Source organism: Pseudomonas sp. GW821-FHT02A08 (assembly GCF_059422045.1).
The window spans coordinates 78,813-93,089 of the sequence record NZ_JBWKWD010000012.1; the positions used below are offsets into that span (position 1 = coordinate 78,813).

15 protein-coding genes are annotated in these 14,277 nt (G+C 60.1%); 10 read left to right on the plus strand and 5 right to left on the minus strand.

The window, feature by feature from the left end; all coding sequences use genetic code 11:
- Positions 1 to 60 precede the first annotated feature (60 nt).
- Positions 61 to 1,587 (plus strand): SulP family inorganic anion transporter, encoded by a 1,527-nt coding sequence (locus AC07W4_RS11390; protein WP_495032474.1) that lies wholly within the window; start codon positions 61 to 63, stop codon positions 1,585 to 1,587.
- Between the two features lie 119 nt (positions 1,588 to 1,706).
- Here the strand turns inward: AC07W4_RS11390 and AC07W4_RS11395 are convergent, their stop codons facing one another.
- The gene (locus tag AC07W4_RS11395) at positions 1,707 to 2,357 is read right to left on the minus strand and encodes a hypothetical protein (protein ID WP_008045787.1); all 651 of its coding nucleotides are present in this window, start codon (positions 2,355 to 2,357) and stop codon (positions 1,707 to 1,709) included.
- A gap of 369 nt (positions 2,358 to 2,726) precedes the next feature.
- Here AC07W4_RS11395 and coxB point away from each other — a divergent pair, with 369 nt between their 5' ends.
- From coxB to AC07W4_RS11415, 4 genes are all read left to right on the plus strand, one after another.
- On the plus strand, positions 2,727 to 3,854 hold the full coding sequence (gene coxB / locus AC07W4_RS11400; protein ID WP_495032475.1) for a cytochrome c oxidase subunit II: 1,128 nt from the start codon (positions 2,727 to 2,729) through the stop codon (positions 3,852 to 3,854).
- A gap of 82 nt (positions 3,855 to 3,936) precedes the next feature.
- Positions 3,937 to 5,529 (plus strand): cytochrome c oxidase subunit I, encoded by a 1,593-nt coding sequence (gene ctaD / locus AC07W4_RS11405; protein WP_495032476.1) that lies wholly within the window; start codon positions 3,937 to 3,939, stop codon positions 5,527 to 5,529.
- Positions 5,530 to 5,655: 126 nt separating this feature from the next.
- Positions 5,656 to 6,207 carry a cytochrome c oxidase assembly protein gene (locus tag AC07W4_RS11410; protein ID WP_495032477.1) on the plus strand — a complete coding sequence of 184 codons (552 nt, stop codon included), beginning with the start codon at positions 5,656 to 5,658 and terminating at the stop codon, positions 6,205 to 6,207.
- 25 nt (positions 6,208 to 6,232) lie between these two features.
- Positions 6,233 to 7,120 (plus strand): cytochrome c oxidase subunit 3, encoded by an 888-nt coding sequence (locus tag AC07W4_RS11415; protein ID WP_008045796.1) that lies wholly within the window; start codon positions 6,233 to 6,235, stop codon positions 7,118 to 7,120.
- Between the two features lie 8 nt (positions 7,121 to 7,128).
- Here the strand turns inward: AC07W4_RS11415 and AC07W4_RS11420 are convergent, their stop codons facing one another.
- The gene (locus tag AC07W4_RS11420; RefSeq protein ID WP_007969817.1) at positions 7,129 to 7,332 is read right to left on the minus strand and encodes a twin transmembrane helix small protein; all 204 of its coding nucleotides are present in this window, start codon (positions 7,330 to 7,332) and stop codon (positions 7,129 to 7,131) included.
- Between the two features lie 71 nt (positions 7,333 to 7,403).
- Here AC07W4_RS11420 and AC07W4_RS11425 point away from each other — a divergent pair, with 71 nt between their 5' ends.
- From AC07W4_RS11425 to AC07W4_RS11445, 5 genes are read left to right on the plus strand one after another with little or no spacing between them, the layout of a single operon-like run.
- Entirely contained in the window at positions 7,404 to 8,144 is a 741-nt protein-coding gene (locus AC07W4_RS11425) for an SURF1 family protein (RefSeq protein WP_495032478.1), read from the plus strand.
- Positions 8,110 to 8,703, plus strand: a complete 594-nt coding sequence (locus AC07W4_RS11430; protein WP_008045800.1) for a PA_0111/PP_0108 family redox-active disulfide protein — start codon at positions 8,110 to 8,112, stop codon at positions 8,701 to 8,703. Before AC07W4_RS11425 ends, AC07W4_RS11430 begins: the two co-directional genes overlap by 35 nt.
- A 10-nt stretch (positions 8,704 to 8,713) precedes the next feature.
- A complete protein-coding gene (locus tag AC07W4_RS11435) occupies positions 8,714 to 9,784 on the plus strand; it encodes a COX15/CtaA family protein (RefSeq protein ID WP_008045802.1) in 1,071 nt (356 codons plus the stop codon).
- Entirely contained in the window at positions 9,772 to 10,671 is a 900-nt protein-coding gene (cyoE, locus tag AC07W4_RS11440; RefSeq protein WP_495032479.1) for a heme o synthase, read from the plus strand. The genes AC07W4_RS11435 and cyoE overlap by 13 nt, the downstream gene beginning before the upstream one ends.
- Positions 10,668 to 11,303 (plus strand): SCO family protein, encoded by a 636-nt coding sequence (locus tag AC07W4_RS11445; RefSeq protein ID WP_495032480.1) that lies wholly within the window; start codon positions 10,668 to 10,670, stop codon positions 11,301 to 11,303. The genes cyoE and AC07W4_RS11445 overlap by 4 nt, the downstream gene beginning before the upstream one ends.
- A 274-nt stretch (positions 11,304 to 11,577) precedes the next feature.
- Here the strand turns inward: AC07W4_RS11445 and AC07W4_RS11450 are convergent, their stop codons facing one another.
- From AC07W4_RS11450 to AC07W4_RS11460, 3 genes are all read right to left on the minus strand, one after another.
- Positions 11,578 to 12,348, minus strand: a complete 771-nt coding sequence (locus AC07W4_RS11450; RefSeq protein WP_495032481.1) for a MetQ/NlpA family ABC transporter substrate-binding protein — start codon at positions 12,346 to 12,348, stop codon at positions 11,578 to 11,580.
- A 63-nt stretch (positions 12,349 to 12,411) separates the two neighbouring features.
- On the minus strand, positions 12,412 to 13,086 hold the full coding sequence (locus AC07W4_RS11455; protein WP_008002212.1) for a methionine ABC transporter permease: 675 nt from the start codon (positions 13,084 to 13,086) through the stop codon (positions 12,412 to 12,414).
- The gene (locus tag AC07W4_RS11460; protein WP_495032482.1) at positions 13,086 to 14,093 is read right to left on the minus strand and encodes a methionine ABC transporter ATP-binding protein; all 1,008 of its coding nucleotides are present in this window, start codon (positions 14,091 to 14,093) and stop codon (positions 13,086 to 13,088) included. The genes AC07W4_RS11455 and AC07W4_RS11460 overlap by 1 nt, the downstream gene beginning before the upstream one ends.
- Positions 14,094 to 14,277: the final 184 nt, after the last annotated feature.

Here is a 14,277-nt window from a genome sequence, read left to right on the forward strand (position 1 = left end):
AGACTGCCGTTCAGGCAGCCTGGCTTTGCCATGCCTGAAGAAAACTTCGGGAGATTCGCCATGCGTGCTGCTCGACTCAAAGCTGTTCTGCCACGGGAGCTGCTGGCTTCGGTGGTTGTGTTTCTGGTCGCCTTGCCCCTGTGCATGGGCATCGCGATTGCCTCGGGGCTGCCGCCGGCCAAAGGTCTGATCACCGGCATCATCGGTGGTCTGGTGGTCGGCTGGTTGGCCGGCTCGCCGCTACAAGTCAGCGGCCCGGCGGCGGGCCTGGCCGTTCTGGTATTCGAACTGGTCCGCCAGCACGGTATCGCCATGCTCGGGCCCATTCTGGTGCTGGCCGGTTTGCTGCAACTGTTGGCCGGTCGTTTGAAGCTGGGTTGCTGGTTTCGGGTGACGGCCCCTGCGGTGGTGTACGGCATGCTGGCGGGGATTGGTGTGCTGATCATCCTGTCTCAGGTACATGTGATGCTCGATGCCGTGCCCAAACCCTCGGGCCTGGATAACCTGGCGGCCTTCCCGGCGGCGCTGGCCCAAGCGTTGCCCACGTTTGGCTGGCAAGCCGGATTGCTCGGTTTGTCGACGATCGCTGTCATGTGGCTGTGGGAGAGATTCCGTCCGCAATCCCTGCGCTTCGTTCCTGGCGCGCTACTCGGCGTCGGTCTGGCTACGCTTGCCAGCCTGGTGCTGGCGTTGCCGGTCAAACGGGTCGAGGTTCCGGCCAACCTGACGGAGGCCATCGACTGGCTGAAACCGGCGGATCTGCTCAACCTGGCGGATCCGACCCTGCTGATCGCGGCGTTTGCCGTGGCCTTCATCGCCAGCGCCGAAACCCTGCTCTCAGCCGCTGCGGTTGATCGCATGCACAGTGGCCAGCGTTCGGACTTCGACCGGGAATTATCGGCGCAAGGTATCGGCAACATGCTGTGTGGCCTGCTTGGGGCGTTGCCGATGACCGGCGTTATCGTACGCAGTTCAGCGAATGTTCAGGCCGGTGCAACGACGCGGTTTTCGACCATTTTCCACGGCCTGTGGTTGTTGGCGTTCGTACTGTTGCTGTCCAGCGTGCTGCAAAGCATTCCGGTAGCGAGCCTGGCGGGCGTGTTGGTTTATACCGGTTTCAAGCTGGTGGATCTCAAGGTCTTCCGTGGCTTGGGACGATATGGTCGGGCGCCGATGTTCACCTACGCGGCAACCGCGCTGGCCATCGTTTTCACGGACTTGCTGACTGGCGTACTGATTGGCTTCGGCCTGACGCTGGTGAAACTGGCGCTGAAAGCTTCACGGTTGAAAATCAGCCTTATCGACCTGCCCCGGGAAGGGGAAATGGAATTGCGTCTGGTGGGCGCTGCGACCTTCCTCAAAGTACCGGCGCTGACCCAGGTGCTGGGCAGCATTCCACATGGCGCGACGGTGCATGTGCCGCTCAATAACCTGAGCTACATCGATCACTCGTGTCTGGAGCTGCTGGAGGAATGGGGGCGGGCGAATGCAGCCAAGGGGTCGAAGCTGTTGATTGAATCGCGGGGATTGAAGCGTCGGCTTGAGGGACGGGGGCGGACGAACACCGGCGTCGGTGCGGCTGGGTAGATAACAGTGTGGGAGCGGGCTTGCTCGCGAAAGCGGTGGATCAGCCAACTCATATGCTGAATGGTTAACCGCATTCGCGAGCAAGCCCGCTCCCACAGGGGATTGTGTTTACCGGTGGATCAAGCCGCCGGCTGATCCAGTTCCAGGCCTACGCCCAAACGGCGGGACATGCACGGCCAGCGTTTCCACGCGACACCCGTGTCCGGGCTGTTGAGCTTCTCGCGGTAGGCTTCCACTGACTCCAGTGCGAAGCTTTCGTCGTTGAGCATCTCGTCGATGGCGTGATGCACCACTTCGTCCAGTTGGTTGGCGAACGACTCACCGATCAATTGGTGAGCAATCAGGTTGGCGACAGTCATGTCCAAGGGGATCAGTGGCTGGCCGAAATGTTTGATGTACAGGTCGTTGACCTCTTCGACAAACCGGTGCGCCAGATAGGCTTCATCCAGCAGGCTGTCGAGCCCGACATGGCCGGCCATGATGGCTGGCGGCTGGAGGAAGTACTGCTCGGCGATATTCAACACCGGTTTGATCTGTGACTCAATGCCCGCTTCCCTGGCGACTTCATTGGCTGCATCCAGCAGATCGGGCACTTCTTCGATGTAGGCGGCGACAAATCGTGTCAGTACACCGTTGGTATCGGCCTCCGGCAACTGGATCGCCGGGTGCAGATGAGGCAATTTACTTTCCAGCTGACGCGTCAGCAGACCGGTCTCGGCTTCGTGTTGTTGGGCTTTTTGGATCTGCTCGCGCAATGCGGCGGTGTTCATGAAAACTCCAGGAAACAAGGCAATGAAATAGGGAAGACATAACTTAGCTGGCTTACGAAAAATGCTAAGACGCATTTGTCATAATTATTTCATCCTTGAGACGGCTCCGTTATATCGGTTTGCCACCACTCGTCTGCATCCTTCTCCATTCGTGCCCTGCAACGCAAGTTAATGCTGTTTCAGATCATTTACGCCTTCGCATTGCGAGGTGAGAGTCGCTGTCTATACTCGGGTTGGAATGGAGTTAGCTGATGACGCCCGACTGCATATGCAGCAAGGCCCGGTGCTCAAGTTCGTAGTCTGATGCAGCCGCTCCCTTGCCGCAGGTGAAAGCCGGCGGGATAACAAGAACGATAAGGGGAACCCGCAATGATGCGACATCCACATGTCTGGATGGGCCTCCTGTTGTGGTCGATTTTCAGTCAGGCACAAGCGGCCTGGACTGTGAATATGGCGCCTGGAGCGACTGAAATCAGTCACGCAGTATTCGACCTGCACATGATCATTTTCTGGATCTGTGTGGTGATCGGCATCATCGTATTTGGTGCCATGTTCTGGTCGATGATTCTCCACCGCCGCTCGACCGGGCAGGTGGCCGCCAAATTTCATGAAAGCACCACCGTCGAAATCCTCTGGACCATCGTGCCCTTCCTGATCCTGGTGGCCATGGCGATTCCCGCTACCGCGACCCTGATCAAGATGTACGACGCCAGCGAGCCGGAAATCGATATCCAGATCACCGGCTATCAGTGGAAGTGGCACTACAAATACCTGGGCCAGGACGTCGAGTTCTTCAGCAACCTGACCACCCCCCAGGATCAGATCCACAACAAGGAAGCCAAGGGCGAGCACTACCTGCTCGAAGTCGACAAGCCTTTGGTGCTGCCGGTCGGCGCCAAAGTGCGCTTTCTGGTGACCTCCGCCGACGTGATCCACTCCTGGTGGGTGCCGGCTTTCGCGGTCAAGCGCGATGCGATTCCCGGGTTCGTCAATGAAGCCTGGACCCGCGTCGACAAGCCCGGCATCTACCGTGGTCAGTGCGCCGAGTTGTGCGGCAAGGATCACGGCTTCATGCCGACCGTGGTCGAGGTCAAGGAAAAGGCCGATTACGAAAAATGGCTGGCCGATCGCAAGGTCGAGGCCGCGCAACTCAAAGAGCTGACCAGCAAGGAATGGACCCTGGACGAGCTCAAGGATCGCGGCGACAAGGTCTATCACACCACCTGCGTGGCCTGTCACCAGGCCGAAGGCCAGGGCCTGCCGCCGATGTTCCCGGCGCTCAAGGGCTCGAAGATCGCCACCGGGCCAAAAGACGCTCACCTGAGCATTGTCTTCCACGGCAAGCCTGGCACCGCCATGGCCGCGTTCGGCAAACAACTCTCGGAAGTCGATATCGCGGCAGTCGTGACCTATGAACGTAATGCCTGGGGCAACAACAAGGGCGACATGGTCACGCCTAAAGAAGTGCTGGAGCTGAAACAGGCGGAAAGCAAATGACCCGGTCTATTGCGCACGTAAGGAACCGGTCGGGGCTACGCACCCCGGCCTGCCCAGCCCATCTGTTTGCAGGAGACAGGACATGACTGCTGTAATCGATGAACATGTTCATACCGCCACCGACCACGCCCACGGCCCCGCCAAAGGCCTGATGCGCTGGGTGCTGACCACCAACCACAAGGACATCGGTACGCTGTACCTGTGGTTTGCATTCTCCATGTTCCTGCTTGGCGGTTCGTTCGCGATGGTGATTCGCGCCGAGCTGTTCCAGCCGGGGCTGCAGATCGTCCAGCCGGAATTTTTCAACCAGATGACCACCATGCACGGTCTGGTGATGGTCTTCGGTGCGGTGATGCCGGCCTTCGTCGGCCTCGCCAACTGGATGATCCCGCTGATGATCGGCGCGCCGGACATGGCCCTGCCGCGGATGAACAACTTCAGCTTCTGGCTGTTGCCAGCGGCGTTCCTGCTGTTGGTGTCGACCCTGTTCACCGCCGGTGGCGGGCCGAACTTCGGCTGGACGTTCTATGCACCGCTGTCGACGACCTACGCGCCGGAAAGCGTGACCTTCTTCATCTTCGCGATCCACTTGATGGGGATCAGTTCGATCATGGGCGCGATCAACGTGATCGCCACCATCCTCAACCTGCGCGCCCCCGGCATGACGCTGATGAAAATGCCGCTGTTCGTCTGGACCTGGCTGATCACCGCGTTCCTGCTGATCGCGGTGATGCCGGTACTGGCCGGTTGCGTGACGATGATGCTGATGGACATCCACTTCGGCACCAGTTTCTTCAGTGCCGCCGGTGGCGGAGACCCGGTACTGTTCCAGCATGTGTTCTGGTTCTTCGGTCACCCCGAGGTGTACATCATGATCCTGCCGGCGTTCGGCGCCGTCAGCTCGATCATTCCGGCCTTTTCGCGCAAGCCACTGTTCGGCTACACCTCAATGGTCTACGCCACGGCGAGTATCGCGTTCCTGTCGTTCATCGTCTGGGCGCACCACATGTTCGTGGTCGGCATTCCGCTGGTGGGCGAGCTGTTCTTCATGTACGCCACGCTGCTGATTGCGGTGCCGACGGGCGTGAAGGTGTTCAACTGGGCCAGCACCATGTGGCAGGGCTCGCTGACGTTCGAGACGCCGATGCTGTTTGCCGTGGCGTTCGTGATCCTGTTCTCCATTGGCGGTTTCTCCGGGTTGATGCTGGCCATCGCCCCGGCGGACTTCCAGTACCAGGACACCTACTTCGTGGTCGCGCACTTCCATTACGTGCTGGTGCCGGGGGCGATCTTCGGGATCTTCGCCTCGGCCTATTACTGGATGCCGAAATGGACCGGCCACATGTACGACGAAACCCTCGGCAAGCTGCATTTCTGGCTGTCGTTCATCGGCATGAACCTGGCCTTCTTCCCAATGCACTTTGTGGGGCTGGCGGGCATGCCGCGACGGATTCCGGACTACAACCTGCAGTTCGCCGATTTCAACATGGTGTCGTCGATCGGCGCATTCATGTTCGGCGCCACGCAGATCTTCTTCCTGTTCATCGTGATCAAGACCATTCGCGGTGGCGCGCCGGCACCGGCCAAGCCGTGGGATGGGGCTGAAGGTCTGGAGTGGAGTATCCCGTCGCCGGCGCCGTATCACACCTTCACCACGCCGCCGGAAGTGAAATGAAAACTCTGGCATTTGTGGGAGCGGGCTTGCTCGCGAAGAACGATGACGCGGTGTTTCTGTTAAACCGCAGCGCCTGCTTCGCGAGCAAGCCCGCTCCCACAGGGTTCTCGGTGGAGGTTAGAAATCATGGCTGATTCGATTTCGATGAAGAAACTGGTCACCCGCCTGCTGACCGTGGTGGTGGCAATGTTTGTGTTCGGCTTTGCCCTGGTGCCGATTTACGACGTGATGTGCAAGGCCTTCGGTATCAATGGCAAGACCGGCGGGCAGTACGAAGGCGAGCAAACAGTCGACGCCTCGCGGCAGGTTCGCGTGCAGTTTCTGTCAACCAACTCCGCCGACATGACCTGGGATTTCTATCCCAAGAGTGATGAGCTGACCGCTCACCCGGGGGCGGTGAACGAGATGATCTTCATCGCTTACAACCCCACCGATAAGCCGATGAGTGCCCAGGCCGTGCCGAGCATTGCGCCGAGCACCGCGGCGGCGTACTTCCACAAGACCGAATGCTTCTGTTTTACCCAGCAGGTGCTGCAGCCCGGTCAGCGGATCGAGATGCCGGTACGTTTCATCGTTGACCGTGACATGCCCAAGGATGTGAAGCACCTGACGCTGTCCTACACGCTGTTCGATATCACCGCCCGACATCCTCCGGTAGCTGTAAACACTGGCGGTTGAGCGTGCCCGATAAGGAGAACAATAAATGGCAACTCATGAACATTATTACGTTCCGGCCCAGAGCAAATGGCCGATCATCGCCACGGTCGGGATGTTCGTCACGGTGTTTGGCCTGGCCACCTGGTTCAATGATCTGAAAGCAGCGCGTCCGGAATCCCACGGGCCGCTGATCTTTTTCGTCGGCGGGCTGATGGTGGCCTACATGCTGTTCGGCTGGTTCGGCACGGTGATCAAGGAAAGTCGCGGCGGCTTGTACAGCGCACAGATGGATCGCTCGTTCCGCTGGGGCATGAGCTGGTTCATTTTTTCGGAGGTGATGTTCTTCATCGCCTTTTTTGGCGCGCTGTTTTATGTCCGTCATATCTCCGGGCCGGCGCTCGGCGGTGAAGGCGCCAAAGGCATTGCGCACATGCTGTGGCCGAACTTCCAGTTCACCTGGCCGCTGCTGAGCAATCCCGACTCGAAACTGTTTCCGCCACCCAAGGAGGTCATCAGCCCTTGGGGCCTGCCGTTGCTCAACACCGTGTTGCTGGTGAGTTCCAGCGTGACCGTGACCATCGCCCACCATGCCTTGAAAAAGGGGCATCGCGGCGCACTGAAACTCTGGCTGTTGCTCACCGTATTACTCGGCTGTGCGTTCCTCACCTTCCAGGCCGAAGAGTACATTCACGCCTACCACGAACTGGGCCTTACCCTGGGTTCGGGCATCTACGGCGCGACTTTCTTCATGCTCACCGGGTTCCACGGCGCCCACGTCACCATCGGCACCATCATCCTGTTCGTGATGCTGGTGCGGATCATGCGCGGACACTTCGACAACGAGCACCAGTTCGCTTTCGAAGCGGCGAGCTGGTACTGGCACTTCGTGGATGTGGTGTGGATCGGGCTGTTTGTCTTCGTCTACGTGCTCTAAAGCGGCAGCTACCAGGGGGCATGGGAAACCAGCTGGCCGCTGAAAAACCCCCAGGTGATCAGACCCAGGGTAATGGCGGCCAGAGTGACACGCACACTCAAGGCAATGACGAGGCGGTTTGAGCGGCTGTCGTCCTTGACCAGAAAAAACAGGCCGCTGAACAGGCTGACAACCGTGGCAATCAGCATCAGGACGATGGCTGCTTTGAGCATGGTGAGACTCCGGGGGGATAAGCGATGCACTTGAGTATAGCTATCGCGATGACCGACTTTCTGGCGATGCCATGAAGCGTTTTCGGCCGGGTATCGTGCCAACGCTGGTGGTGGCGCTGTTGCTGCCGCTACTGGTGTCCCTGGGGTTCTGGCAATTGAGCCGGGGCGCGGAGAAAAGCGCGCTGCTGCAAACCTACGCCGAGCGCCGGGCCGCTAAGCCGATGGCCAGCACCGAACTGCAACACACGACAGACCCGGCCTTCCGTCGGGTTCACCTGTACGGCCAGTTCGATGCCGAACACAGCCTGCTGCTGGATAACAGTCAACGCAACGGCAGGGTCGGCGTCGAGCTCTTACAACCCTTTCACGATCAGGCCAGCGGGCTTTGGGTGCTGGTCAATCGTGGCTGGTTGCCTTGGCCGGAGCGCCGAACACCACCGCAATTCAAGACGCCCACCGAGGCTGTAAGCCTCGACGCGTGGGTCTACGTCTCCCCTGGGGCGACGTTCCAATTGCACGCAGATCCCGCAACGTTGACATGGCCGAAGCTGATTACAGCCGTTGAGCCAGACAAGCTCTGGACAGCACTGAATCGCGAAGGCTTTGCCTATGAACTGCGCACCAAAACCGGCCCCGTCACCTATCAGGCCGACTGGCCCGTAGTCGCCATGGGGCCGGAAAAACACATCGCTTATGCCGTGCAGTGGTTCGCCATGGCGATCGCCCTGTTCGGTCTTTATCTCTATCTCGGCTGGCACAACGCAAAGGAGAAACACCATGGGAGCGGCCATGAATCCACCCAGCATGTCTGAGGCGAAACCTTCGGTGAACCGGCGCAAGGGCCGTATGCAATTGCTGCTGATCCTGCTCGGGGTGATCGGTCCAATGATCCTCGCCACCGGCATGTACAAGCTGAATTTCTGGGTGCCCGAGGGCCGCAGTTATCACGGCGAACTGATCGGCAACGGTCAGACCCGCGCGGACATCGGCGTGCAGGCCCAGGAAGAGCGTTGGCAGATACTGGTGACCGCGCCCAAGGATTGCGCGGTGGACTGCCAGCAACTGGTCTATCTGGCGCGGCAAATTCAGATCGGCCTGGGCCGCGATGCGTCCCGCGCCAGCCATGCATTGGCCGCCGCGCAGACGCTGAACAGCGATTACGAGACTAAACTTCAACGCGAGTACCCGCAGTTGCAACGCTATTCACTGGACTTGCCTGCCTACACGAAAGGCGCTCAGAGCAATGACGCGCCGCATCTGTGGATCATCGACCCCCACGGCAATCTGGTGCTGCGCTACGACCCGTCGGTGAAGGGCAAAGACCTGCTCAACGATCTGCGCCACCTGCTGAAACTGTCGAACATCGGATAAGGGCATCGTCATGGCCAAGCCTGGATTTCGCCTCGCGTTGTTTGCCACCTTGCTGGCACTGATTGTGGTGTTGCTCGGTGCCTACACCCGCCTGACCCACGCCGGCCTCGGCTGCCCGGACTGGCCGGGCTGCTATGGCTTCATCAGCGTGCCGAAAAGCGAAGCCCAGCTGGCCCATGCCGAATTGCATTTCCCGGACGCTCCGGTCGAGGCCCACAAAGGCTGGAACGAGATGGTCCACCGCTACTTCGCCGGTACGCTTGGGCTGTTGATCGCGGTGTTGGCCGGTCGTGCGTGGGTGCATCGCCGCCATCCCGGGCAGCCGGTGAAGTTGCCGTTGTTTCTGTTGGCGGTAGTTTTTGGACAGGCCGCGTTCGGCATGTGGACGGTAACGCTCAAGCTCTGGCCGCAGGTGGTCACCGGGCATTTGCTTGGCGGCTTCGCGACCTTGAGCCTGTTGTTTCTGTTGACCTTACGCCTGTCCGGCGTACTGCCGGCGCTGACCGTGCCACGACGTTTGCAGCACTGGGCGACGGCGGGGCTGCTGCTGGTGATCGGGCAAATCGCCCTCGGGGGCTGGGTCAGTTCCAACTATGCCGCGGTGGCCTGTATCGACTTCCCGACTTGCCACGGCCAGTGGTTGCCACCGGCGGACTTCGCCAACGGCTTTCACCTGACCCAGCACATCGGCCCGAACTACCTCGGCGGGCAACTGGACAGCGATGCCCGTACTGCGATTCACCTGACTCACCGTATCGGCGCCCTGCTGGTGACCCTGGTGCTGCTCGGTCTGGCCTGGCAACTGAAAGCAGTCGGCATGACGCGCCTGGCAGGCCTGGTGTTGATCGCCCTCGGCGCACAAATCACCCTGGGCATCAGCAACGTGCTGTTCCATCTGCCGCTGCCGGTGGCCGTCGCGCATAACGCGGGCGGCGCGGCGCTGTTGCTGACCATGGTGCTGGTCAATTACCACGCCCGAACCAGTCTGGTCCGGGTCAAGCAAGCGCGCTGGCACTTCAGCCCGCGTAAACACTCAGCCGGGCCTATAACAATAAAAGGAGAGATGCCATGGCGATTCTGATCGGCGAACGTCCCAGTCAGGCGATCTGGCGTGACTACCTGGAACTGACCAAGCCCAAAGTCGTGGTGCTGATGCTCATCACTTCACTGGTGGGGATGTTCCTCGCGACCCGCGCCGGAGTGCCGTGGACGGTGCTGATTTTCGGCAACCTGGGCATCGCCCTGTGCGCCGGTGGCGCGGCGGCGGTCAATCATGTGGTGGACCGGCGCATCGACGCGGTGATGGCGCGCACCCACAAACGGCCGCTCGCCGAAGGCCGGGTTTCGCCGACCTCCGCGCTGACGTTCGCGCTGGTATTGGCGGTCCTGGGGCAAGCCATGCTGCTGGCGTTCACCAACCCGTTGACTGCGTGGCTGACCCTCGCCTCGTTGCTCGGTTACGCAGTGGTCTACACAGGATTCCTCAAGCGCGCGACACCGCAGAACATCGTCATCGGTGGTCTGGCCGGTGCCGCGCCGCCGTTGCTTGGCTGGACCGCCGCCACCGGTCACGTCAGCGCCGAACCCCTGCTGCTGGTGCTGATCATCTTCGCCTGGACCCCGCCACACTTCTGGGCGCTGGCGATCCATCGCAAAGAAGAATACGCCAAGGCCGACATCCCGATGCTGCCGGTCACCCATGGCGAGCACTACACCAAGATTCACATCCTGCTTTATACCTTTGCATTGCTTGCCGTCAGCCTGATGCCTTATGTGATCCACATGAGCGGCACGCTCTACCTGGTCTGCGCGCTCGGGCTGGGTGCGCGGTTTCTGCAATGGGCCGTGGTGCTGTACCGTGGCACTCGGCCGCACGCGGCGATCAATACGTTCAAGTACTCTATCTACTACTTGTTCCTGCTGTTTATCGCCCTGCTCGTAGACCACTACTTACTGTTGAACCTATGACTCGAACCCAGAAAACCGTCTTCATACTCGTCGCCCTCGTCGCACTGATCCTGGGCCTGACTGTCAACAAGGTGCTGTCCGGGAAGAACCAGGGCGATCCAACGGCGCTGATCGACGCCGGCATCATCTTGCTGCCGCAGAGCCGTAATCTGCCGGACGTGACGATGACCAACCAGGACGGCCAACCGGTCGCGATCAATGAATTGAAAGGCAAGTGGAGCCTGCTGTTCTTCGGCTACACCTTCTGCCCGGACATCTGCCCGACCACCCTTGCCCAGCTGCGACAGATCAAGAGCGAGTTGCCGCCCGAGGCTGTGGATAAATTGCAGATCGTGCTGGTCAGCATCGACCCCAATCGCGATACGCCCAAGCAGCTCAAGCAGTACCTGGGCTACTTCGATCCGCAGTTTGTTGGCCTGACCCCGGCGTCAACCGATGAGCTGCAAACGATCGCCAACGCGGTGAGCATTCCATTCATTCCTGCGGACACCAGCAAGCCGAACTACACCGTCGACCACAGCGGCAACCTCGCGGTGATCGGGCCGGATGGCACCCAGCGCGGGTTTATTCGGGCGCCGTTGAACAATGCGAAGCTGGTGGCGCAGTTGCCGGTGATGCTCAAGCGCAACTAAGTGACACAAAATCCTGTGGGAGCGGGCCTATATTTCAAGGCACAAAAAAGGGGACGCACTTGGCGTAATGCCGATCAGTTAAGCCACAACGCAATCTGTAGCAGCTGGCGTAGCCTGCGTCCGGCTGCGCAGCAGTCGTAAAATCAGAGTTCGCAGTACGTCAGAGAGATCGTGCGAGCCGGATTTACGACTGCTGCGCAGCCGGACGCCGCCTTCGGCAGCTGCTACAAGGAAGGCGTAGCGAACTGATTGGCATTACGCACTAGCAGTTCAATCAGAACGCCGGCACCACCGCGCCTTTGTACTTCTCGAGAATGAACGTTTTCACTTCCGGGCTGTGCAGGGCAGCAACCAGTTTCTTCATCGCGTCGCTGTCCTTGTCATCCGGGCGAGCCACCAGAATGTTCACGTAAGGCGAATCGCTACCTTCGATGAACAGCGCGTCCTTGGCCGGATCGAGCTTGGCTTCCAGCGCGTAGTTGGTGTTGATCAGCGCCAGGTCGACCTGGGTCAGTACGCGCGGGATGGTCGCGGCTTCCAGTTCGCGGATTTTCAGGTCCTTGGTGTTCTCGGTGATGTCCTTGACGGTCGACAGGATGTTGTTCGAATCCTTCAACTTGATCAGGCCGGCCTTGGCCATCAGCAACAGTGCGCGGCCGCCGTTGGTGGCGTCGTTCGGGATCACCACGTTGGCACCGCCAGGCAGTTCGGCAATGGTCTTGTACTTGCTGGAGTAAGCGCCCAGGGGCTCCAGGTGCACACCGGCCACGGAAGTCAGGTGGGTGCCCTTGGCCTTGTTGAACTCATCCAGGTACGGCTGGTGCTGGAAGAAGTTGGCGTCGAGGTGTTTTTCCGCGACCTGCACGTTCGGCTGGATGTAGTCGGTGAATACCTTGACCTTCAGGTCCACACCTTCTTTGGCCAGGGCCGGCTTCACGAATTCGAGGATCTCGGCATGCGGAACCGGAGTGGCCGCGACGGTCAGGGTTTCAGCGTGGGCAGAGAATGCCGCAACGGCCGCGAAGGCCACGAGTAGTTTTTTCATTCAGCTAACTCCTTGTGCGGCGCCGATTACCGGCGCCTGCCAGCGAATGGCCGGCTCATGTCTTTATTTACGGGAGAAATGCACAACCAATTTGTCGCCAACGGTTTGCAGTACCTGGACCAGTACCAGCAGCAACACCACGGTCACCACCATCACATCGGTCTGGAAACGCTGGTAGCCGAAGCGGATCGCCAAGTCACCCAGACCACCGGCGCCGACGACACCGGCCATCGCCGTGTAGGACACCAGTGTAATAGCTGTCACCGTAATCGCCGCGAAGATGCCCGGACGAGCCTCCGGCAGCAAGGCGTTGGTGATGATCTGTCGCGTGGTCGCGCCCATGGCCTGGGTCGCTTCGATGATGCCGCGATCCACTTCACGCAGGGCGGTTTCCACCAGGCGGGCGAAGAATGGCGTGGCACCCACCACCAGCGGCGGGATCGCACCGGCGACACCCAGGGACGTGCCGGTGATCAACACGGTGAACGGAATCATCACGATCAACAGGATGATGAACGGCAGCGAACGCAGGATGTTCACCACCAGCGACAACATCGCGTAGACGCCTTTGGCTTCCAGCAACTGGCGCGGGCTGCACAGGAACAACAACACCCCCAAGGGTAAGCCGAGCAGCACAGTGAACAGCAGCGAACCGCCGAGCATCAGCAGGGTGTCGCCGGTGGCCAGCCAGATTTCGAACCAGTCGATATTGGCGAAGAAACTTGTCAGGGCTTCCATTAGCGCAGCACCTCCATGTGGACGTCGGCTGCGGTGAAGCGGGCAAAGGCCGCTTCCATGTCACCGCCGGTCACGGCCAGGGTCAGTTGCCCGTAGGGAATGTCTTTGATGCGGTCGATACGACCGGCCAGGATGCTGTAGTCCACACCGGTTTCCCGGGCGACAGTGCCCAGCAGAGGCGCGTAGGTTGCTTCTCCCTGGAAGGTCAGACGCAAGATGCGCCCCGGCACGTGAGCGAAGTCGTCACGCTGTTCGCTTTCGTCGATCTGCTCGTCTTCCTGCACGAAGCGTTTGGTGGTCGGGTGCTTCGGATGCAGGAACACTTCGGCCACCGAGCCTTGCTCGACGATCACGCCGGCGTCCATCACGGCTACCTGGTCGCAGACCCGGCGAATTACGTCCATCTCGTGGGTGATCAAGACGATGGTCAGTTTCAGCTCGCGGTTGATCTCGGCCAGCAATTGCAGGACCGATGCGGTGGTTTGCGGGTCGAGGGCGCTGGTGGCTTCGTCGCACAGCAGGATTTTCGGCTTGGTCGCCAGGGCGCGGGCAATGCCGACACGCTGCTTCTGCCCGCCGGACAATTGCGCCGGGTATTTCCTGGCGTGGTCGGACAACCCGACTCGCGCCAGCAACTCGGCCACGCGCGCATCGATCTCGCTGCGCGACAATTCGCCGGCCAGGGTCAGCGGCAGCGCCACGTTGTCGGCGACAGTCTTGGAAGCCAGCAGGTTGAAGTGCTGGAAAATCATCCCGACCTGCTGACGGAAGCGACGCAGGCCGTTGGCGTCGAGAGCGGTGACTTCTTCACCGTCGACGATGATCTTGCCGCCGCTGGCGTTTTCCAGGCGATTGATCAGACGCAGCAGGGTACTTTTTCCTGCGCCGGAATGACCGATCAAGCCGTAAACCTGCCCGTTCTCAATCGTCAGACTGGTCGGATGCAGGGCGGGGATTTCCTTACCGGCGACGCGGTAGGTTTTATGGACGTTTTGAAACTCGATCACGTAGCGAACCTTGTGGGGCGCGTTAGAAAAGGATCAGCGGTTAGCCGGGCGCGCATTTTAGCCTGTCCGTATAGAGGTTCTTAGCATTTATTTCGCATTTGTCCTGTCATTTGGCAATAACGCGATCAAAGGTCAGGAAAAAGGAACGGCTGAATTTGGGGACGGGAGGCGAAGGCCAAGGCGA

Excerpts from the sequence above, each read along its gene's own strand:
- AC07W4_RS11420 (WP_007969817.1), bottom strand. The coding sequence starts at position 7,332 with ATGCTCAAAGCAGCCATCGTCCTGATGCTGATTGCCACGGTTGTCAGC.
- AC07W4_RS11450 (WP_495032481.1), bottom strand. The coding sequence starts at position 12,348 with ATGAAAAAACTACTCGTGGCCTTCGCGGCCGTTGCGGCATTCTCTGCC.
- AC07W4_RS11435 (WP_008045802.1), top strand. The coding sequence starts at position 8,714 with ATGGCCAAGCCTGGATTTCGCCTCGCGTTGTTTGCCACCTTGCTGGCA.
- AC07W4_RS11410 (WP_495032477.1), top strand. The coding sequence starts at position 5,656 with ATGGCTGATTCGATTTCGATGAAGAAACTGGTCACCCGCCTGCTGACC.
- AC07W4_RS11455 (WP_008002212.1), bottom strand. The coding sequence starts at position 13,086 with ATGGAAGCCCTGACAAGTTTCTTCGCCAATATCGACTGGTTCGAAATC.
- cyoE (WP_495032479.1), top strand. The coding sequence starts at position 9,772 with ATGGCGATTCTGATCGGCGAACGTCCCAGTCAGGCGATCTGGCGTGAC.
- AC07W4_RS11395 (WP_008045787.1), bottom strand. The coding sequence starts at position 2,357 with ATGAACACCGCCGCATTGCGCGAGCAGATCCAAAAAGCCCAACAACAC.
- AC07W4_RS11390 (WP_495032474.1), top strand. The coding sequence starts at position 61 with ATGCGTGCTGCTCGACTCAAAGCTGTTCTGCCACGGGAGCTGCTGGCT.
- AC07W4_RS11415 (WP_008045796.1), top strand. The coding sequence starts at position 6,233 with ATGGCAACTCATGAACATTATTACGTTCCGGCCCAGAGCAAATGGCCG.
- ctaD (WP_495032476.1), top strand. The coding sequence starts at position 3,937 with ATGACTGCTGTAATCGATGAACATGTTCATACCGCCACCGACCACGCC.
- AC07W4_RS11445 (WP_495032480.1), top strand. The coding sequence starts at position 10,668 with ATGACTCGAACCCAGAAAACCGTCTTCATACTCGTCGCCCTCGTCGCA.
- AC07W4_RS11425 (WP_495032478.1), top strand. The coding sequence starts at position 7,404 with ATGAAGCGTTTTCGGCCGGGTATCGTGCCAACGCTGGTGGTGGCGCTG.
- AC07W4_RS11430 (WP_008045800.1), top strand. The coding sequence starts at position 8,110 with ATGGGAGCGGCCATGAATCCACCCAGCATGTCTGAGGCGAAACCTTCG.
- coxB (WP_495032475.1), top strand. The coding sequence starts at position 2,727 with ATGATGCGACATCCACATGTCTGGATGGGCCTCCTGTTGTGGTCGATT.